Origin of the sequence: Oceanispirochaeta sp. (assembly GCF_027859075.1) — a bacterium.
Taxonomy (GTDB): domain Bacteria; phylum Spirochaetota; class Spirochaetia; order DSM-2461; family DSM-2461; genus Oceanispirochaeta.
On sequence record NZ_JAQIBL010000297.1, the window covers coordinates 1 to 19,616 of the forward strand.

A 19,616-nucleotide genomic window follows, 5' to 3' on the forward strand; every position below is an offset into this window, starting at 1 on the left:
GTGAATCTGCCGCCATTCATTGTTCCGCCGATGATCACCGCGGCAATGGCATCCAGCTCGATCAGGAAACCTGTGCTGTAGGGGCTTGTGCTGGACTCTCCCGAAACATGGATCAGTCCGGCGATCCCCGCACAGAGGGAAGAATAAACATAGGTGGCTACGATGACGGTGGTGGTTCTTATCCCCACATAGCGGCTGGCTGTTCTATTCTCTCCAATGGCTTCTATAAATATGCCAATGGCTGTTTTTTTGGTCAGCACCATTGTTATGACAAAGATGACAAAACAGACCCAGACGGGTATGGGCAGTCCCATAAAATAGCCGTTACCGATATGAGTAAAGGGGACACCATAATAGGTGGGTGTCTGGCCCTGTACCATGAGCACGGCCAGGCCCCGGGCGGTATACATCATGATCAGGGTGGCAATGATGGGCTGTACCTTTACCACCGCCACCAGAAGTCCATTGATGACCCCCAACACCATGCAGATGAGCAAGGGGATCAGGATGATAAGGATCAGGGGAGGCTGGGGATCTACGACGGGTAAACCTGCCAGGTAACCGGGTCGGATGATCAGAGCGGCCATTCCTCCGGATACTGCCATGACCGAACCGACGGAGAGATCAATCCCCCCTGTGGCATAGACCAGGGTCATTCCTACGGCAAGGATACAAACCCTGGCTCCATTATTGAGAATGTTGATCAGATTCCCCCGCAGTTTCCCCCCTTCCTGGAGGGAAACTTCAAAAAATTCGGGGGAAATAAGTAAATTGAGCAGCAATACTGCAAACAAGCCCATAAAGGCCCAGAGTAATCGCTTTGTTAATGGGTCTTTGAATTGTATTAGATTATTCATTAAAGGCAGTCCTCTTTTTCAATTTTCATGCTTCGGCTATGGTATGCATCACTGTCTGTTCATTTATATCGCTACCAGTCAGTTCTTTGATAACGCTTCTATCCCTGAGAACTGCGATTCTGCTGGAACAGCGAACGACTTCTTCCAGCTCCGAAGATATGAATAAAATGGCCAATCCCTTGTTTTTCAGTTCTATAATCAGCTTCTGAATCTCTATTTTGGCTCCGATATCGATACCCCTGGTAGGCTCGTCAAGGATCAGAAGTTCCGGGTTTGCAGCCAGCCATCGGGCCAGTATCACTTTCTGCTGATTTCCACCGCTCAGGTTTTTCACGCTTTGGTCGGCGCTGGGGGTGACAATGTTCAGGCTCTTGATGTACTTGTTGGCTATCTCGTTTCTTTTCTTTTTGCTCAGATAACGGAATACCCCTCTTTTAGCCTGCTTGGCCAAGATTATATTCTCTCTGACGCTCAACTCGGGAATGATCCCATCTTCCTTCCTGTCCTCAGGACAGAAGCCCATGCCTCTGGCAATGGCGTCTCTAGGATTCAGAGCCTTCACATCCTTGCCATGGATCTGAATCTGACCCGAATCGGGTTTGACAATACCGTAAATAATGTTGGATATTTCGGATCTTCCCGATCCCAGCAGGCCAGCCAGGCCCAGAACCTCGCCCTTGTGCAGGTCAAGACTGAATTCATTGATATATTCAGCCTTCTTTATGTTCGTGAGGGAAATGTATTTTTCACCCGCAATGCTGTCTTTCTGATCCCAGAGATCGGTCTCCAGTTCCTTGAGCTCCTTGCCCAGCATGCTGGATATCAGATCCAGCCGGCTCACCTTTGATGTCTCAAAAACATTGACTTTCCTACCGTTTCTTAAGACAGTAATCCTGTCGGTAATATCAAATACCTGATCCAGGAAGTGGGTAATGAAAATGATACTGAGTCCCTGATCCTTCAGGGCACGCATAACCTTAAACAGCTGTTCCACTTCATTGGCATCCAGAGAGCTGGTCGGTTCGTCCAGTATTAGTACATTGGCAGAGGTATCCAGGGCCCTGGCGATGGATACCATCTGCTGAATGGCTACAGAATAACTGTTCAGAGGCAGGGATACATCAATCTTCATATCCAATTTCCTGATCGCCTTTTCTGCTCCGGCTATCAGTGTTTTCCAGTCAATCAGGGATGAACGGCTCCCCTGGGGTTGTCTGCCCAGGAAGATGTTTTCTGCAACAGATAACATCGGAATCAGGTTTATCTCCTGATAAACAGTGCTGATTCCGTTCTTAACTGATTCATTGGGCGAATTAAAACTGACATCCCTACCATTTAAGTTGATGACCCCTGAATCCTTGACATATAAACCTGTGATTACTTTGATGAGTGTGGACTTTCCTGCCCCGTTTTCACCCATCAAGCCGTGGATCTCGCCTTTTATCAAATCAAAATCAATTTCAGTAAGAGCTTTCACTCCTGGAAAGCTCTTACTCAAATTAGTTACTTTCAGGATTTCTCCCATAATGTTCCTAATTCCTTTTGTTTTTTACTTCAGAATCCCATAGTAGGGTGATTTTTGTAATTATCCTGATCGTACAGAGAGTCGGGTGTAATGATGTACTTATCTACAGGTTCACCCTTTGTCGCGGCAATCAGACTCTTGAAACCGAGGGGTCCCAGGAGAGGACTGCACTCAACTGTTGCGTTCATATCGCCTCTTCCAATGGCCTCAAAAGCAGCCTTTATGGCATCAATAGAGATAATCAGAGCATCTTTACCAGGTGTCAAACCAGCGGATTTCATGGCTTCAACCGCACCGAGAGCCATTCCGTCGTTATGAGCATACACGACGTCAAAATCAACACCCGCGGCCAACCATGCTTCAACAACCTGACGTCCCTTGTCCTGGCTCCATTCACCTGTCTTGGATTCAACAACTTCGATACCGGGGTAGGTGTCGATGACTTCCATGAAACCCGAGTTTCTCAGAATGGCGGGGTCTGCGGCAGGGTCTCCGAAGAGCTCAACTACTTTTCCTTTACCATCGAGTTTTTTGGCAACCCATTTAGCTGCTTCACGGCCTTCAAAGGCAAAGTCGGAAGAAATCTGGGTAACCCAGAGAGATTCGGGGGCATCCACACCTCTGTCTAGAAGAACAACAGGGATACCTGCATTTTTGGCTTCCTGCAGTACTTCATCCCAACCGCTTCTTGTCTGAGGAGCGAGGAGTATGCCGTCTACTTTCTGTGTGATAAAGTCTCTGATGGCCGCAACCTGACCTGCCTGGTCAGTGACGGACAGTTTCAATACAATGCCTAGTCTTTCAGCTTCCTGCTGAACTGAGTTGGTCTCTGTTGTTCTCCAGGGACTGTCCTCTTTGATCTGAGCAAACCCGACAGTCATTTTTTTGCTGCCGCCGTCGTCTGTGGCTCCCTTTGCAAATGCAGAAGGGAGTACCATGAGAAGAACCATGAGAATCATAGTGAAGGTTACAAGTCTTTTTTTCATAAAAGCTCCTTTGTTTGTTTGATATTGTATTTGCAATTCCTGTGCCAATCGGGGATTCTGGTAAATTCTTACCGTATTATCTTCATTCCATGAAACAAATTAGAATTTATTTTTTAAAATAATTGATTCTTGGATTCTATCTGCCATCCATAAATGTGTGCAATCTTTACACAAGCCTCCTCCCTTGTGTGTAACAGTTACACACAAGAGGGACGGGTGCAACTATTACTTGACATTTCGGCCTTTGAGTGCAAAAATTCCTCAGATAATCAAATATATGAATCAAATAATCCTTGTAATCGATGACAAAGAAAAACTCTGCAAGAGTCTGGAGCTGAACTTCAGTAAGTTGGGATATGAGTACCATTATCGTCTAAATGGATCTACCGCTCTCCACTTTCTGGATGCCTGTGTACCGGATCTCATCCTCCTCGATCTGGCTTTGGGAGAGGAAGACGGCCTTGATATTCTGACCGTTATTAAACAGAAGCAACCCCTGGTTCCGGTTATCATGATCACCGGGTATGGGTCCATTGATACTGCTGTGAAGGCCATGAAAATCGGGGCTTCTGATTACATTCAGAAGCCTCTCAATTTTAACAGCCTATATAAGATTGTAGAAAATACCCTAAAGAAGAATAGCAGTCCCATGGAACTGAGACCTCAGGGGATTATAACTAAAAGTGAAGTCATGATGGACTTATATGAAAGGGCTAAAAAACTGGCAGATACCAATTTCCCGGTACTGATTACAGGGGAGAGCGGTACCGGGAAGGAGCGGATTGCCCATTTAATCCATGATTCTTCACCCCGCAGCGGGATTGAAATGCAGTGTATCAATTGCGCTGCCTTTCCTGAAAACCTTCTGGACAACGAACTCTTCGGTCATGAGAAAGGGGCTTACACGGGAGCGGATCAGCAGTTTAAGGGAATCTTTGAACGGGCCGATAAGAGCACCCTCTTTATGGATGAAATCGGGGACATGTCTCTCCAGACTCAAGCCAAGATTCTGCGGACCCTCCAGAACAATGAAATCAGAAGAATCGGCGGTAATAACACCATCAAGATTGATGTCCGCTTTATTGGGGCGACCAACAAAAACTTATCTGAACTAATGATCCAGAAGCGATTCCGGGAGGACTTGTACTACAGACTGGGTACAGCCGTATTGAATATTCCCCCCTTAAGGGAGAGAGTCGAAGAGATTGCCTCCCTGGCGGAGTACTTTTTAAAGGAACAGTTTGAACACAAGGATTATTCCTTTAGTAAGGGGGCCATGGAAAAACTACGCCATTACGACTGGCCTGGAAATATCCGGGAATTGAGGAATGCCGTCCACTACGCCGGTGCCATGGTGACCGGGCAGGTCATCAATGAAGAAGATATACCCCGGGATCTACATGGTTCCTCCAGCGGGGACAACCCGGCGGTCTCTCTGGAAGAATATGAAAAATCACTCATAATGAAGGCCTTGAAGCAGGCTTTGAACAACAAAAGTAAAGCTGCAGAAATCCTCAATATCAGCAGGAAAACCCTTTATAATAAACTGGATAAGTATGGATTGTCAGGTGAATGAAAAACCTCTTTTGGAGCTCCGGGGCATTTCATTCTTCAAGGAGAAACTTCAGGTTTTCAATGATCTGAACTTTAAGCTCTATTCCGGAGAAATTCATGCCCTGGTGGGAGACCGGGGGACAGGTAAATCTTCTTTGGGTTTGATCATGTCTTTGAACGAGCAGCCTGAAGACGGATCTGTCCTCTGGAAGGGCAGAAGGATGCTTTATCACTACCTGAAGCCCATGAAAAACCCGGGAATCCAGATTGTCTATCAGAATGATGGCTTGATTGACTATTTCACAGTGGCTGAGAATATGTTTCTGCCTGAGAATATATTCCGTCCTTTTCCCTTTTCCAGCCGCAAAAAACTGATTCTTCTGGCGGATGCTTTCATCAGGGAGCTGGGATTTGACATTGATCCCCTTCGAACCTTTCAAGACCTTTCCATGTCTGAGAGGGTCGTTGTCAATATACTCCGCAGTCTCTATCGTAAGCCCGAGTTGCTGATTCTGGATGAGGCTTTGGAGAAGCTGACTGGAAAAGACCTGGATCGGGTCATCTTTCTTCTAAAAAAGCATGCCGAAGAAGGGATGGCGGTTTTCTGCATCAGCCATAAAATTGATGATATTTATAATCTGGCCAGAAAAATCACGATCATCCGGGATGGGAAAATCCTACTCACCGATTCAAGCAAAAACATCGACCGCCTGAATCTGATCAAGATGTGTTACACCCAGGTGACCAGGAATAAAGAGTCCGAAGATATCAGCAAAGAGTTCTATCAGCTCCTGCGTTACAATGAAGCCATCCTGAAAAACCTGCCCATCTCACTGATCGTTACGGATGACCGGAATCATATCAAAATGATCAACGACCAGGGGCAGAGTTTTTTCAATGTGACCTCCGAGCAATATCTGAATCAGCCTATGTCGAGTATCGTTACCGATGATGAAGCCCTGGATCAGATACAGCGATGTTTCAATAAGAGGGAGGAGTCTTCCATATTTCATCAGACCATCAGCTCCATCATTGCAAATATCAAGATTTACCCGATTTTTGACGGTACTTTTCCCATCGGAAATATTACGATTATCGAGGATATTACCGACCAGGAGAAGATGAGGCAGAGGGTTAATCTTTCGGAAAATCTGGCCTCACTGGGGCTTTTAGCTGCTGGAGTCGCCCATGAGATCAATAATCCTCTTGAAATCATCTACAATTACCTGAATTTTCTTCGAATGAATCCTGATCACGGCCAGACTTTGACGGCTGTGAATCATCTGGAAGAGGAAATTGACGGGATTAAGCTGATTGTCTCTAATCTGGTCTCTTTTTCCGGAGACCGGCAGCACCTATGTGAATCTTTTGATATCAACCTGCTGCTGAGTCAGACTCTGACCCTTTTAAGGCCTGCCGCAAAAGACAAAAATATCATCTGCTCCATTTCATCTACCGAGACAGAGTTATTCCTCTATGCCAATAAGACCGAAATCAGGCAGGTGTTGCTCAATCTTATAAAAAACAGCTTTGAAGTTCTGATTTTCGGTGGGGCTATACATATCGAAACGGAAAGACAGAAGGATAAAGCTGTCATGAGAATCCGGGATAACGGCCCCGGGGTCACTCCTGATATTGCCGAACAGGTCTTCCTCCCATTTTTCTCAACCAAAAAAAATGAGGGGAATAACATGGGTCTTGGTTTGCCTATGAGTTATGGCATTGTAAAAAAGTATAACGGGGATCTGACATTCCGCAACTTAAATGACCATGGCTGTGAATTTATCATGACCCTGCCTAGAGAAGATCTTTAGGCTTCTTCATTTTTTTAGGTTTTTTCGGCTTGAAGGGTCTCAGGTCCAGCTGGGATTCGGGAAGTGCTTTCTCCGGCTCAAAACCCTCCACAATCCGGCGGTCCAGAACCTGTTTCGTAAGCCGTTCGATATCTGCCAGTTTTTCAAAATCATCAAAGCAGACAAAGGAAATCGCCTCTCCTGTGGCCCCGGCTCTTCCGGTTCGTCCAATCCGGTGTATGTAGTCTTCCTTGAGATGAGGCAGATCAAAATTCACCACCAGAGGAAGCTGGTCAATGTCCAGACCCCGGGCTGCCAGATCTGTGGCGACCAGAATGGACAGCTTGTCGCTCTTGAATTCTGCCAGGGCCCTGCTCCGGGCTCCCTGGCTCTTGTTTCCATGAATTGTGGCCGTAGCTATCCCGGCCTTCAGCAGCTTTCGGCTCAAATGGTCGGCGCCGTTTTTTGTCTTGGTAAATATGAGGATTTTATCCCAATGGTTGTCTCTTATCAGTTTTAACAGGAGAGATGATTTTTTTAACTTATCCACAGGGTAAATCCATTGCGTAACAGAATCGACGGTGATTTCTTCGGGGTTGACGGAGATCTCGACGGGATGTGACACAAAGTCCTTGGCCAGAGCCCGGACTTCATCAGAAAAAGTGGCGGTGAACATCAGGGTCTGACGCTTCGAAGGAATGAGAGCCTGAATTTCCCTGATCTCAGGGAGAAACCCCAGATTGAGCATCCGGTCGGCTTCATCCAGAATGAGGATCTCCAACTGCTGAAAATTTACGGTATTCTGCCTGTATAGATCCAGGAGGCGTCCGGGTGTGGCCACCAGGATATCCATCCCTTTGGTCAATCGGATCATCTGGGGATTGATTTTCACTCCCCCGTATACCACTGTGGAGTGGAGGGGCATAAATCGGGAGTAGTTCGTCACACTTTCGTATACCTGTGCTGCCAGTTCCCTCGTGGGTGTCAGGATGAGAGCCCTGACATGATTCGGACGGACCTTGCTGCCTTTTGACAGATGATCCAGGATCGGGAGTGTATAGGCGGCGGTCTTGCCTGTTCCTGTCTGGGCCGCTGCCAGAACATCATGTCCCGCCATCACTGCCGGTATGGTTTGAATCTGAATGGGAGAGGGATCTTCATATTTCTGTCTTTCAATGGCTTTCAGCAGTGCCGGGGATAAACCAAAACCCGTAAATTTTTCTGATATTTTTTCACTCATGATATGTCTCATCTCTCCTGGTCGACGGGGTAGAATTTTTTATCGCCTTTGTAAACGGGAAGTATAACAGGAAGTATAAGTTATTACTTAAGAGGATCACCCAGAAGTTTTGCCAGCACCGTGTGAGCAATCTGCAGACCAAAGATGGCCGTGATGGTGGGCAGACTCCCCAGGACCTTCCTTGTCCTGCCCCGATCCAGCTCCTGATCATTCCTGCCTGCTGTCTCTTCATCTTCCGGCTCTCTGTACTCATAGTCCACGAGTTCGGTGGAATACAGGCAGGTAATTCCTTTGCCCACACCCCGACGGCGGAGTTTTTTTCTAATCTGCCTGGCCAGAGGACAGGTATGGGTTTTCATCAGGTCGCTTCTTTTAATTGAAAAAGGATCATAATGAAGAGCGGCCCCCATGGAGGAGACGATAGGGATTCCCTTCTTCCATGTGTATTCCAGAAGGGACAGCTTTGCTGCCATGGAATCGATGGCATCTACCAGAATATCCGGCGACTTGTTGAAAATCTCTTCCATTGTATCGTCATGACCAAAGAACTTGAGGGTTGTCACACGGCAGGCGGGATTGATATCCAGAATCCTTTTGCGGGCCAGATCCACCTTACTCTCTCCAATGGTGGAATCCATGGCCAGGATCTGCCGGTTAATATTTGTCAGATTCACAACATCAAAATCCACCAGGGTAAAGGCGCCGATGCCGCTCCGGGCCAGGGCTTCCAGGGCAAAGCCTCCAACGGCTCCCATTCCGACGATACAGACCCGTATATCTGCCAGACTCTCTCTCTTCTCCTGCCCGATCAGGCGGTCAATGCGTAAAAACCGTTCCATTCTTCATTATACTCCCGGCTAAAGCCTCTTTCTCAATTCCAAGGGCCCGGGCTACATTTTCATAGTGCCGGTTCAGCCTCTCAATATAGGATCTGTCTTCAGTTCCGGAAGAACCGGGCCAATCGGTTTCCAGAAGCAGCCTCTCCCGGGGGATTTTCCGGATCAATTCAGGGAATCCGGATTGCTGCCGGTCATCTCCCGGGCCGATGGATATATACATTCCCAGGCGGATGCAGCGTTTTAATATCTCTTCAGATCCCCTGAACCCGTGAATCATAATGGGCGTGTCCGGCTTTTCACGGCTGATAAAATCAGCCAGGGCTCCCGACGCCTGGACCTGATGCAGACAAAGGCTCCTGCCGTGTTTCCGGGCCAGGTCAAAGTGAGACTTCAAGACCCTTTCCTGCTCTCTCCGGGGGAAGGTCTTGTAATAGCGTTTATCCAGGCCGCACTCGCCAATTCCGGCTCCGGGATGCTTTCTCAGAATCATATCCAGTTTTTCAAGATCCTTTTCCCAGCCTGGAGTCAGGTATTCCGGGAGGATTCCCAGGAAGGGTTTGATCCGGGTGTCCCGGAGCAAGACCTGCCAGTCAGACCTTGAGGCGGCGCAGGACAGATACAGCCCCCCCTCGGGGAGATCTGCAAAGGGTGCATGACTGCTGTGAAGATGGGCATCGCAGAGCATGATCAGCCCAGGAATTCCTGATAGATGAGTTTTGTTATGGTCAAAGCCACCATGCTGAGAAAGAAGATTCTGATGAATTTCGTTCCCTTGTTAATCACCATATGGCTGCCCAGCCAGGCTCCTCCAATCTGGCCCGAGGCCATGATCAGTCCAGGCAGAAAGAGGACATTGCCTCCCAGGATAAACAGAGTCAAAGAGACAATATTGCTCGTAAAATTCATAATTTTGGTGTTGGCTGTGGCAGACTTCAGGTTAAAACCCATCAGGCTTACCAGAGCGATGGTCCAGAAGGAACCTGTACCTGGACCAAAAAAGCCATCATAAAATCCCAGGGTCAGACCGGCGGTGGTATAAAAAACGCCGGCTTTGACCCGGGCGTGTCTGTCTGTCTTTCCCAGTTCGGGAGAGAATAAAGTATAGAAGAACACCCCCAGAAGGATAAAGGGGATGACTTTTTTGAGGGAATCCGCCGGGATAATCTGTATCAGACTGGTTCCTGTCAGAGCACCGATAAAGGTGAAAAAGACTCCCCTTATCAACTGGTCTTTGACTACCAGTCCTGAGCCGGCGTAGCGGATGGCCGCTGTACTGGAGCCGAAACTGGATTGGAGTTTATTGGTTCCCAGGGCAAGATGAGGAGGAATCCCGACGGCCAGAAGGGCTGGCAGGGTTATCAACCCTCCGCCCCCGGCGATTGAATCAACAAAGCCCGCTGTAATGGCTACAAAAAAGAGTATAAGTAGTTTCATCAGAGACGGTTCAAACATCATGAGTCAACAATATCCCAGTGAAGAAATGATGTATAGATATCTGGTGAATCAGGCCGAAAATCGGTGAGGAAGCCCATCCTGTTGACAATAGGCTTGTCCTTCAGCCTGAAAAATGGAGAATAAGGAAAGAAACAGAAATTGGCACGCTTATTGTTTTACTACTTGTGAGAATGAATGTGAGGTGAAGAAATGATTGAATTGATGTTGTTAGCCTTTATAATAATATTTTCAGGAATCTTTGTTTTAAAGTTTCTGTTTTTTGTACTGGCCCTCTTGTTTTCCGGAGTCGGATTTTTCCTGAAGCTGGTACTGACTCTTGTGTTTTGTGTGTTGATTTTCCCCCTCGGACTGGCCCTGTTGGGGGTCCTTTTTTCAGGGGGAGGGCTGGTTTTCCTTTTGATTATTATGGGTCTGGGAGCCCTGATCAGTGAAAAAAAGGAACCTACTAAGTAAAATTATCAGGAGATTCACCCTTGTATACCGCGACCATCGTTTACGAGTTCAAAGAAGATCAATATGAAGAGGCCTGCACCCTCTGGGAAGAGCATGTCCTTCTCATTGCAAAAAAGCAGCCAGGTTTTGTCAGAATGCAGTTTTTGACAGCCCCGCCCAGGGCCATGGCCATCGGAACCAAGGAAGATGCCTCCTATGCCCAGGCCTTTATGAAGACGGGTGTATTCAAATACCTCCTTGAAATGCTGAAGCCCATGCTCGATGGAGAACCCCGGCCACAGGTCTGGGATCAGAAGTACTACAGCGAATGAATGCCGCGAATCAACTTGACCAATTGTAAGAATCCTTTATCATAAGAAAATGACTTTTTTATGGTATGACCTGGAAACTTTCGGAAAGAATCCGCGCTGGGACCGTGTCGCCCAGTTTGCGGCGGTTCGCACAAATGAACAATTTGAAACAATTGAAGACCCGGTCGTCCTCTACTGCCGGATCACGCCGGATTATATTCCCGATCCCTATGCCTGCCTCATCACCGGGATTACTCCTCAGGAGTCTCTGGAAAAGGGCCTCAGGGAGTATGATTTTATAAAGGCCATCGATAAAGAGTTTTCCCGCCCCGGGACCTGTGTGGCTGGTTACAATAACATTCGCTTCGATGATGAGTTTATCCGCAACCTGTACTACCGGAATTTCATGGACCCTTACCGCAGAGAGTGGGCCGACGGCAACAGCCGCTGGGATCTGCTGGACCTGGTCCGGGCGACCCATGATCTCCGCCCCGAAGGGATCAACTGGCCCCTGCATGAGGATGGCCGCCCCTTGTTTAAACTGGAAAAACTTTCTGAAGCCAATAATATCAGCCATGAACACGCTCATGATGCACTTTCCGATGTGTATGCCACCATCGGAATGGCACAGCTGATTGCGGCAAAACAGCCCCGCCTCTACAGCTATTTTTTTGAACACAGGCAGAAAGAGGATCTGAAAGAGATTATCAACCTGGAGTCCAGGGAGCCCCTGGTTCATACCTCGGGAATGCTGACCGGTTTGACGGGCTGCACCACCCTGATGGCTCCTCTGGTGGTGGATCCCCTGATCCGGAATTCCATTCACTGTTTTGATCTCCGTTATGATCCGGCACCATTGATGGAGCTTTCCGTTGAGGAGATCCGGCGTAGAGTGTTCACTCCCCGGAAAGAACTGGTCGATGAAGGGCTGGAGCGGATACCTCTGAAAGACATCAATATAGGAAAGTGCCCCATCGTCGCCCCTCTCAATACACTGGATGACGAGGCGGCTCTCCGTCTGGGTATCGATAAATCCCAGTGCCTGGAGCACAGCCGTATTCTTCAGTCAGATCCGGGACTACTGCAGAAAATACGGGAAGTCTTTAACCAGGATAAGTCTAAGTACTACAGCATAGAGGATGATCCGGATCTGCAGATCTATTCGGGAGGCTTCTTTCGGAATGATGACAGAGTCCGGATGAAAATCATCCATCAGACCGAGCCGGAAGAGCTGAAAACTCTGACTCTGAATTTCTTTGATCCCCGTATTCCCGAGATGCTCCGCCGATTCATCGGCCGGAATTTTCCTTCCACTCTGGATGAACAGGAAATGGCCTCCTGGAAAAGTGCCTGTGCCGGGCGCATTCTTTTTCCCAAGGCACGGGGTGCCCTGGATCATGGCGGGTTTTTAAAAGTTCTTGAAAATCTCAAATACTCAACAGATGTCTCGCCTCCTCAGAAGCTGGTGGTCAAGGAACTGGAAAAGTATGAAGAAATACTGAAAGATCAGGTCCTGAGGTACGCTCCGTCCGATTGAGGGGCGGTCTTTTTTGATTTCATTTCCCCTGTCTTTTCCTTATAGTTCTATATGAGTCCCGTTTACTAGAGCTAAAGCCACCTCCTACGGGGGTGGTAACGGTTTTGGGCTTTGCCTCAAGGCATTTTCCTTGATATTTTGTGGCTTTGGCAATACTGTAAGCCCCTTTCAGGGGTGCCGCTTCCCAAACTACATGCTCCGCATGTAGTTGTTGATTGATCACAGCTGTTTCCCGAAGGGAGATCGGTGGTATTCGTGTAAATATGACAAAAATACAGATAATAATTGATCCAGGGAACTAAGTGTTTTATATTTGGATCATTGAGGAGAAATCCATGAAATTTAAGGGAATTCTGATCCTAATGATCATTATTATATTGGCATCCTGTGGTTCCGGCAAAGAGGATTCAGTGACTGCTGCTTCAAGCTGGGATGTCGCAGATAAAGAGGCCCTGGCTGTGTTTACCGAGGCCGTGAGGGAGGAGCCTTTCGTTCTGGCCATCGAAGCCTCAGGCATCCTGGAAGGTATCAGAGAGGCCGATGTGATCAGCGAAACGACAGGGCTGATCCGTTCTGTTTCCTTTGAAATCGGGGATTATGTGAATCAGGGAGATGTTCTGCTGACTGTGGAGGATCGGCTGCCCGAAATCAATTTCAATTATGCCCAGCAGGACCTGAAAACGGCGGAGCTTGAGTTTGATGCTCTCAGGAAATCCTATGACACAGGAGGAACTTCCCGTGTCGTTTATAATCAGGGCCTCACCAGGATGGAGTCGGCCAGGCTGCGGATGGAGCAAGCCAGGGATAGCCTGGAGAATACCATGGTCCGGGCTCCCTTAAGCGGGTATATCAGTAACAGAGACAGCATTATCAGCGTAGGGAGCTATATTCAGATGGGTCTTGCCGTAACACATATTGTGGATAACTCCTCTTTTAAAGTCAATCTGAGTGTGGGAGAAGATGAGATTCCCCTGATTCAGTCCGGTTCAGAGGCCCAGGTCATCGTAAACCCTCTTCCTGAATACAGCATTAAGGCTGTTGTCAGGGCTGTCTCTCCAGGGAGTCGCCGTGCAGGGGGTGGCTTCCCGGTCATTGTCACCTGGGTAAACAGTTATGGGGTTTCTTTAAAATCCGGAATGTCAGCCCTGGTCAAAATCAATCCCACTAATCAGGCCCGCAATGAATTGATCATTCCGGCTTCCGCCGTTGTGTACCGCAATGGTCTGCCCTATGTCTTCCGCATCAGGGATGATGCAGCCGAGGCTGTGGAGGTTGTTATTCTCCGGTCCCTGGGCGACCGCATGACCGTCAGGGATGGTTTGATTCCCGGGGAACCCCTCATTGTCAGCGGCTTGAACTCTCTGATTCCCGGAGATCCTGTGATGGCAACTCCACTGCTACCGGAGATTTCTGAATGAACATCGGTCAGTTTTCGGTTAAAAACCCTGTGTTCGTCAATATTCTCATGGTCACCCTCCTTGTTCTGGGAGGGCTCAGTCTCTCCCGTATGCCCCGGGAACAGTTTGCGGAGGTCCCTTTCTACTGGGTGACGATCCTGGTGCCCTATCCGGGAGTGGCCGCGGAAGATGTGGAAAAACTAATTACCATTCCCATCGAGAACGAGATGCAGGGTCTTGATAATCTGGATCAGATACAGTCTCTCACCACAGAGGGGGTCACTTCGGTCCGGGTCGCCTTTGACAGCGGAATCTCATCGGATGAATTTGACAAGCTTTTTCAGGATGTCCGCACCCGGTTTAGTAAGGTCTCCCTCCCCGAAGGAACCCTGGACAGCCTTGTCGATGATTTCTCTTCGAATGACTTTCTTCCTGTTGTGGAAGTGGTCCTTTCAGGCAGGGGCAGTTATACCTCCATGATCAATGAAGCGGAACGCCTTTATGAGCAGTTAATCCGTATTTCCGATGTCTCTTCTGTGGACCTTATCGGGGCACGGGACAGGCAAATCTTTATTGAGGTGAACAGGACCCGTCTGGAAGCTCTGGGTCTTTCGGTGAATGAGGTGGTTCAGTCCCTTCAGGGTCAAAACAGTAATATCCCCGGAGGAACTCTGAACACGGGGAAGCGTCAGTATCTGGTCAGAACCATGGGAGAAGTTAAATCTGTTGATGAACTTGACTCTATCATCGTCCGTCAGATTCCCGGAGAAGAGGGTTTTCTCAGCATTGCCGATGTGGCCTCCATCCTGGATGGCTATGATCCCCGGGGTGTCAGGTCCCGGTTCAATGGCGATACCGCGGTGACTCTGCGGATAGCCAAAATTCCCGGCGGAAATTCCCTGAAGATCGTGGAAAAGACCAGGGCCCTTCTGGAGGACTGGGAACCGACTCTCCCCGAAGGCATCTCTTTGAATGTGCAGAACGACTCTACAATCCAGATCAGAGACAGCATCAATGTGCTCGTCAATAACGCCCTTTTCGGACTGTTTCTTCTGGTTATTCTGCTTTTTGCCTTTGTGGGACTCAGGAATGCCCTGATGACGGCCTTGGGTATTCCCGTCACCTTCGCAGTGACATTTTTGATATTGGATATGACAGGTGAGACTTTTAACAGCAATACTCTTTTTGCGCTGGTTCTGGTCCTGGGGCTCATTGTGGACCATGCCATTGTGATCATCGAGAACAGCTTCCGCCTGGAACAGAGTGGCCTTGAACGGCATCAGGCGGCCATTCAGGGGACCAACCAGGTTGTGATGCCAGTCTTTGCTGCGACGGCGACAACTGTGGCCGCCTTTATACCCCTCATGCTGCTGCCGGGAACAATCGGCAAATTCCTCCGGATCATTCCTCTCACAGTCTCCATCGCCCTGATTGTCTCTACTCTGGAAGCCGTATTTTTTCTCCCCTCCCATTATGCCGACTGGTGGGGCGGCAGGAAAAAGGCCCGGACCGAAGAGCGGTATTTCAAATATGTGAAACAGGGATTTTCCAGACTTCTCAAGTGGCTTTATAATAGACGGAAACGTGTTGTTTTACTGGTCATTCTTTTCATGATCGCCTCATTTTCTCTGTCTCCCTTTTTGGCTCAGGACCTGTTCAGTGCAGAGGACTTTACTCTCTTTTACATTGATCTGGATCTCCCTTCCGGATCGAACCTGGACAGTACAGAAAACCTGATCAGCCGTTTTGAAGAGAGGCTTGTTCCCCTGGTGGGGAACGGTGAAATCGCCGGAATTAATAGCTATGTCGGTTTTCGGGGAGAGAGCGGGGGAAATACGGTGCAGGGAAACCTGGGACAGATTGTTGTAGACCTAACTGAAAAGGGAGAAGGCCGTCAAAGGAGCATCATTGCCATCATGAATGAGGCTAAAGACCTGACCTCGGATATTCCCGGGGCCGATCAGGTTCTCTTCCGCAGAGCCACAAACGGTCCGCCCACCAGCTCTGCCGTCTCCTTCCGTCTCTTTGGTAATTCCTATGAAGACCTGACTCGGGTCAGCTCTGTCCTTGCCGAATCCCTGTCGGAATATCCCGAACTGTATAATGTCAAGGACAATTACGAACCGGGAACTCCCGAGCTGCGGGTCATCGTCGATGGAGCCAGGGCCGCCCGGTACGGATTGAATGCGGTCTATATCGGACAGTTCCTGAGAGCCTCTCTGGACGGCGTCAAGGCCAGTACTTTCTTTCAGAACAACGAAGAAGTGGATATCATTATCGGGTTTTCCTCGTCGGGAACACTGAAGGCGGAGGAGCTCTCCCAGTTGAAGATCATTGCCCCCTCGGGACAGCAGATTCCCCTGTCTTCTCTGAAGAGGCTGGAGCAGGGGAGTGCCCTGGCCTCGATCAGACGTCTGGACGGAAAAAGGGAGATCACCATCACCGCCGATGCTTATGATAAGAGCAATCTCAGGGATATCAACGGCCGGATAAAATCTCTTTATGAGGAGGAGTTTCAACAGCGCTATCCCGATATGAGTCTCAGTGTAGGAGGAGCGTTTTCCGACCTGGATGACCTGCTTATACAGATTGCCCAGATATTCCTTCTGGGGATTTTTCTGATCTATCTGATTCTGGGGGCCCAGTTTAATTCCTACTCTCAGCCTTTTCTGATCCTTATGACCATACCCTTCGCTTTTGTGGGAGTAGTCCTGTATCTGTTTTTATCGGGAACGCCTTTCTCTACGACGGTCCTGTATTCAGCGGTAGCCCTGGCGGGGATTGCCGTCAATGACTCAATTGTCCTTATCAGCTTTATCAATGAGCTTAGAAAGGATGGGCTTCCCCTGGCGGACGCCGTGTTCTCTGCTACAGAAACAAGGCTCCGTCCCATACTGCTGACAACCCTGACTACTATTGCCGGATTACTGCCTACGGCCTTGGGGCTGGGAGGTGAATCCGTGGTTTGGGGACCGATGGCGAGCACTATCATCTTCGGACTGATCTTCTCGACCCTGACTGCTTTGATTTTGATTCCCTGTTTCTATGGGATACTCTACGATAAAGGAAAGAAGAATAAGATTCTGAAGGACTAAAGATTTATGATTCATTCATACTCTCTTCATAAGAAAGCTGTACTATACTGACATTATGAAGACAATACTTGTTGCTGAAGACGAAGCAGGCATCAATGAAATGATCTGCGATTACCTGGATGCCCTGGGGTTTAAAACCATTTCTGCGACGGATGGAATCGAAGCCCTCAAAATATACAGAAAAGAGAAACTGGACCTGGTTCTTCTGGACATCATGATGCCCCGTCTGGACGGAACGGAAGTTTTGCGGGAGATCAGAAAAGAATCGGAGATCCCTATCCTGATGGTTACAGCCCGCAGTGGAGAAGGAGATACGGTTCTCGGTCTGGAGCTGGGTGCGGATGACTATATTGCCAAGCCTTTCAGCATGAAAGAGCTGGCAGCCCGGATCAGAACAGTCCTCCGCCGCAGTACGCCTCTTTCTGCTCCTGCACCGGAGGAGGATAATCCTGGACTGGTGCAGGCTGAGCTGCATATGGACAGGATCAAGCGAACCGTATCGATCCGGGGAAAGTCGGTCGAACTCACAGCCGCCCAGTTCAATATTCTGGAAAAGTTAATGAAGTCTCCCGGGCGTGTTTTTTCACGGATGGATCTTCTTCAGGCTTTTCAGGAAGACCCCTACGAGGGCTATGAGCGCTCCATTGACGTACATATAAAAAATATCCGGAAACTCCTGGAAGAAGATCCAGGTCATCCGGAATACATCCTTACCGTATGGGGAGTGGGGTACAAAATGCAGGATTCTCAGTGAAGATCTCTCTCAGCACCCGTCTTATCTCCATCATGGTCCTTTCCATTCTTCTCAGTTCACTCATCACCATCTTTCTGGTGAGTTCTTTTACCATGAAGAAGGTCCAGGGTTATTCGAATCAGAGGGACAGGGACATCGCACTGACCATGGCCGAGGCTCTGAGCCGTGCAGCCGATGACGAGCAGTTGGAAATGGCCATTCGCTCTCTGGGAAATCAGAGGAGCAGGACCGGCCATGAGATGATGGGACCTATGATGGATCAAATGCAGCCTGGCCAGGGAGGCCGGCGCCGCGAAAGAGCCATGACTGCCCCGGTTCTGATGTTTTCTGCGGGAGACGAAGTCATCCCCCTGCTGATTGTCGATACGGAGGGACAGATTTTACAGGGGCAGTCCCCTGATTTACAGGGAATCCCTCATACATCCCTCCCAAAGGAGAGGCTGGAACTGGGAGCCCCCTTTTACTCTCAGGGCAATCTGGCCGGATATGTCCTGACTGGCAGACAGGCCGGGATAGGAGACGAGGAAGTCCAGTATTTTCGTTCCATTTTTCGGGGTATCCTGATCTATCCTTCCTTTGCCGCCCTGCTGGCCTCCCTTCTGGGAGCCCTCCTGCTTGGACGGGCTCTAAAACCATTGAAAAGCCTCTACAAGGGAGTCGTCACCATCAGGAAAGGAGAATACGGCTTTCGGGTGGAACTGCCTCCCAGACGAAAGATCTTCAATAATGATGATGAACTGACCCGTCTTTCAGAAGGCTTCAATGAAATGGCTGCTACCCTGGAGGCCTCGGAAGAGTGGAAAAAACAGATTATTTCCGACACGGCTCACGAATTGAGGACCCCTGTCAGTCTTATAATGGGCAATCTGGAGATGATCATCGACGGGGTCTATCAGGCGGATAAGCCCCGCCTCAAATCCCTCTACAGGGAGAGTCAGGTCCTGGCGGAACTGATTAGAAATCTTCAGGTTCTGGCCAGCGAGGAGTCCCGCCAAAACACGATGGAAAAAGAGGATTTTTCTTTGACCCAAATGGTCCATCAAAGTTTCGATGATTTCCGGGCTTTGGCTGAAAAAGAGCATATTACCCTCCTGGATGAGGCTATTGATGATTGCTGGATCACCGGGGACAGGAGCAGGAGCAGGCAGGTTTTAAAAAACCTGATAGTCAATGCCCTCAGGTACTGCCCTCCCCATGGCATCATAACCCTGCGCTGCCGAAGAGAAGGAGAATCCATACTATTGGAAGTGGAAGATACGGGTCCCGGGATTCCCGAATCTTTGAGAAAACGGGTTTTTGACCGCTTTTTCAAGATTGATTCCTCGAGGAGTAGTGAGGGCAGTGGTCTGGGACTTTCTATCAGTAAGGTTCTCGTAGAAAATCAGGGTGGAAGCATTTGTGTACTGGAAGGTTCATCAGGGGGGGCGCTCTTTCAAATTTGCTTTCCCCAGACTTCTAATCAATGGAATAGACAGGAATTCACAGTATCAAAAGACGATTCCGAATAAATCTTGATACGATCCACACACAATCTTGACATAGAGAGATTAGAATCTGTGACATGTTGGTTTAAGTGTAGTGTTTTATAGAAACAAAAAGCCAAGCGTTGCTTGACTTTCAATGATGAGATTACTATATTTACATCAAACAGTATTCTTCAGTTGGAGTTTTCCTCCTTTTCTTCGCTGAAGAGTTATTTTGAGTACTCTATTGTTAATTGAGTTCTCCGGAAGAAGAGATTGATTACCTTTTTTTCCTTTTTGCTTTTCGGCCCCTGGAGTTTCCTCCTTTTCTTCAGGGGCCTTTTTTGCTTTTGTCATTTTCTCATCATAACGTCCATT

General features: G+C 48.5%; 17 protein-coding genes. 9 read left to right on the forward strand and 8 right to left on the reverse strand.

Annotated features, from left to right (window positions below; all coding sequences use genetic code 11):
- The 3 genes from PF479_RS16475 to PF479_RS16485 all read right to left on the reverse strand — a co-directional run.
- Positions 1-857, reverse strand: an 857-nt coding sequence (locus PF479_RS16475; protein WP_298008776.1) for an ABC transporter permease, incomplete at its 3' end; no start/stop codon positions are given.
- 25 nt (positions 858-882) lie between these two features.
- The gene (locus PF479_RS16480) at positions 883-2,382 is read right to left on the reverse strand and encodes a sugar ABC transporter ATP-binding protein (RefSeq protein WP_298008779.1); all 1,500 of its coding nucleotides are present in this window, start codon (positions 2,380-2,382) and stop codon (positions 883-885) included.
- Between the two features lie 29 nt (positions 2,383-2,411).
- On the reverse strand, positions 2,412-3,368 hold the full coding sequence (locus PF479_RS16485; RefSeq protein ID WP_298008782.1) for an ABC transporter substrate-binding protein: 957 nt from the start codon (positions 3,366-3,368) through the stop codon (positions 2,412-2,414).
- Between the two features lie 277 nt (positions 3,369-3,645).
- On the opposite strand from PF479_RS16485, the gene PF479_RS16490 reads away from it, so the two are divergent.
- Entirely contained in the window at positions 3,646-4,944 is a 1,299-nt protein-coding gene (locus PF479_RS16490) for a sigma-54 dependent transcriptional regulator (RefSeq protein WP_298008784.1), read from the forward strand.
- On the forward strand, positions 4,937-6,736 hold the full coding sequence (locus tag PF479_RS16495) for an ATP-binding cassette domain-containing protein (protein WP_298008787.1): 1,800 nt from the start codon (positions 4,937-4,939) through the stop codon (positions 6,734-6,736). Before PF479_RS16490 ends, PF479_RS16495 begins: the two co-directional genes overlap by 8 nt.
- Here PF479_RS16495 and PF479_RS16500 read toward each other — a convergent pair.
- From PF479_RS16500 to PF479_RS16515, 4 genes are all read right to left on the reverse strand, one after another.
- Complete coding sequence (locus PF479_RS16500; RefSeq protein ID WP_298008790.1) at positions 6,720-7,955, reverse strand: DEAD/DEAH box helicase; 1,236 nt, start codon at positions 7,953-7,955, stop codon at positions 6,720-6,722. The genes PF479_RS16495 and PF479_RS16500 overlap by 17 nt on opposite strands.
- A gap of 83 nt (positions 7,956-8,038) precedes the next feature.
- Complete coding sequence (locus tag PF479_RS16505) at positions 8,039-8,794, reverse strand: tRNA threonylcarbamoyladenosine dehydratase (RefSeq protein WP_298008793.1); 756 nt, start codon at positions 8,792-8,794, stop codon at positions 8,039-8,041.
- Positions 8,772-9,479, reverse strand: coding sequence for a TatD family hydrolase (locus tag PF479_RS16510; protein ID WP_298008795.1), 708 nt, complete (start codon positions 9,477-9,479; stop codon positions 8,772-8,774). The genes PF479_RS16505 and PF479_RS16510 overlap by 23 nt, the downstream gene beginning before the upstream one ends.
- Before the next feature lie 2 nt (positions 9,480-9,481).
- Entirely contained in the window at positions 9,482-10,249 is a 768-nt protein-coding gene (locus PF479_RS16515) for a TSUP family transporter (protein ID WP_298008799.1), read from the reverse strand.
- A 189-nt stretch (positions 10,250-10,438) separates the two neighbouring features.
- Between PF479_RS16515 and PF479_RS16520 the strand changes: the two genes are divergently transcribed.
- From PF479_RS16520 to PF479_RS16550, 7 genes are all read left to right on the forward strand, one after another.
- Positions 10,439-10,702 carry a hypothetical protein gene (locus tag PF479_RS16520; RefSeq protein ID WP_298008801.1) on the forward strand — a complete coding sequence of 88 codons (264 nt, stop codon included), beginning with the start codon at positions 10,439-10,441 and terminating at the stop codon, positions 10,700-10,702.
- Positions 10,703-10,722: 20 nt separating this feature from the next.
- Positions 10,723-11,013 (forward strand): hypothetical protein, encoded by a 291-nt coding sequence (locus PF479_RS16525; protein WP_298008804.1) that lies wholly within the window; start codon positions 10,723-10,725, stop codon positions 11,011-11,013.
- Positions 11,014-11,062: 49 nt separating this feature from the next.
- Positions 11,063-12,529, forward strand: a complete 1,467-nt coding sequence (sbcB, locus tag PF479_RS16530) for an exodeoxyribonuclease I (RefSeq protein WP_298008807.1) — start codon at positions 11,063-11,065, stop codon at positions 12,527-12,529.
- Positions 12,530-12,864: 335 nt separating this feature from the next.
- A complete protein-coding gene (locus PF479_RS16535; RefSeq protein ID WP_298008810.1) occupies positions 12,865-13,947 on the forward strand; it encodes an efflux RND transporter periplasmic adaptor subunit in 1,083 nt (360 codons plus the stop codon).
- The gene (locus PF479_RS16540; RefSeq protein ID WP_298008813.1) at positions 13,944-17,021 is read left to right on the forward strand and encodes an efflux RND transporter permease subunit; all 3,078 of its coding nucleotides are present in this window, start codon (positions 13,944-13,946) and stop codon (positions 17,019-17,021) included. The genes PF479_RS16535 and PF479_RS16540 overlap by 4 nt, the downstream gene beginning before the upstream one ends.
- Before the next feature lie 55 nt (positions 17,022-17,076).
- On the forward strand, positions 17,077-17,775 hold the full coding sequence (locus PF479_RS16545; protein WP_298008816.1) for a response regulator transcription factor: 699 nt from the start codon (positions 17,077-17,079) through the stop codon (positions 17,773-17,775).
- Positions 17,772-19,283, forward strand: coding sequence for a HAMP domain-containing sensor histidine kinase (locus PF479_RS16550; RefSeq protein WP_298008819.1), 1,512 nt, complete (start codon positions 17,772-17,774; stop codon positions 19,281-19,283). Before PF479_RS16545 ends, PF479_RS16550 begins: the two co-directional genes overlap by 4 nt.
- A gap of 135 nt (positions 19,284-19,418) precedes the next feature.
- On the opposite strand, the gene PF479_RS16555 is transcribed toward PF479_RS16550, so the two are convergent.
- Positions 19,419-19,595: a hypothetical protein gene (locus tag PF479_RS16555; RefSeq protein WP_298008821.1), complete on the reverse strand. Its 177-nt coding sequence runs from the start codon at positions 19,593-19,595 to the stop codon at positions 19,419-19,421.
- Positions 19,596-19,616 lie beyond the last annotated feature (21 nt).

Excerpts from the sequence above, each read along its gene's own strand:
- PF479_RS16480 (WP_298008779.1), bottom strand. The coding sequence starts at position 2,382 with ATGGGAGAAATCCTGAAAGTAACTAATTTGAGTAAGAGCTTTCCAGGA.
- PF479_RS16485 (WP_298008782.1), bottom strand. The coding sequence starts at position 3,368 with ATGAAAAAAAGACTTGTAACCTTCACTATGATTCTCATGGTTCTTCTC.
- PF479_RS16490 (WP_298008784.1), top strand. The coding sequence starts at position 3,646 with ATGAATCAAATAATCCTTGTAATCGATGACAAAGAAAAACTCTGCAAG.
- PF479_RS16500 (WP_298008790.1), bottom strand. The coding sequence starts at position 7,955 with ATGAGTGAAAAAATATCAGAAAAATTTACGGGTTTTGGTTTATCCCCG.
- PF479_RS16505 (WP_298008793.1), bottom strand. The coding sequence starts at position 8,794 with ATGGAACGGTTTTTACGCATTGACCGCCTGATCGGGCAGGAGAAGAGA.
- PF479_RS16510 (WP_298008795.1), bottom strand. The coding sequence starts at position 9,479 with ATGCTCTGCGATGCCCATCTTCACAGCAGTCATGCACCCTTTGCAGAT.
- PF479_RS16515 (WP_298008799.1), bottom strand. The coding sequence starts at position 10,249 with ATGATGTTTGAACCGTCTCTGATGAAACTACTTATACTCTTTTTTGTA.
- PF479_RS16520 (WP_298008801.1), top strand. The coding sequence starts at position 10,439 with ATGATTGAATTGATGTTGTTAGCCTTTATAATAATATTTTCAGGAATC.
- sbcB (WP_298008807.1), top strand. The coding sequence starts at position 11,063 with ATGACTTTTTTATGGTATGACCTGGAAACTTTCGGAAAGAATCCGCGC.
- PF479_RS16535 (WP_298008810.1), top strand. The coding sequence starts at position 12,865 with ATGAAATTTAAGGGAATTCTGATCCTAATGATCATTATTATATTGGCA.
- PF479_RS16540 (WP_298008813.1), top strand. The coding sequence starts at position 13,944 with ATGAACATCGGTCAGTTTTCGGTTAAAAACCCTGTGTTCGTCAATATT.
- PF479_RS16545 (WP_298008816.1), top strand. The coding sequence starts at position 17,077 with ATGAAGACAATACTTGTTGCTGAAGACGAAGCAGGCATCAATGAAATG.
- PF479_RS16555 (WP_298008821.1), bottom strand. The coding sequence starts at position 19,595 with ATGACAAAAGCAAAAAAGGCCCCTGAAGAAAAGGAGGAAACTCCAGGG.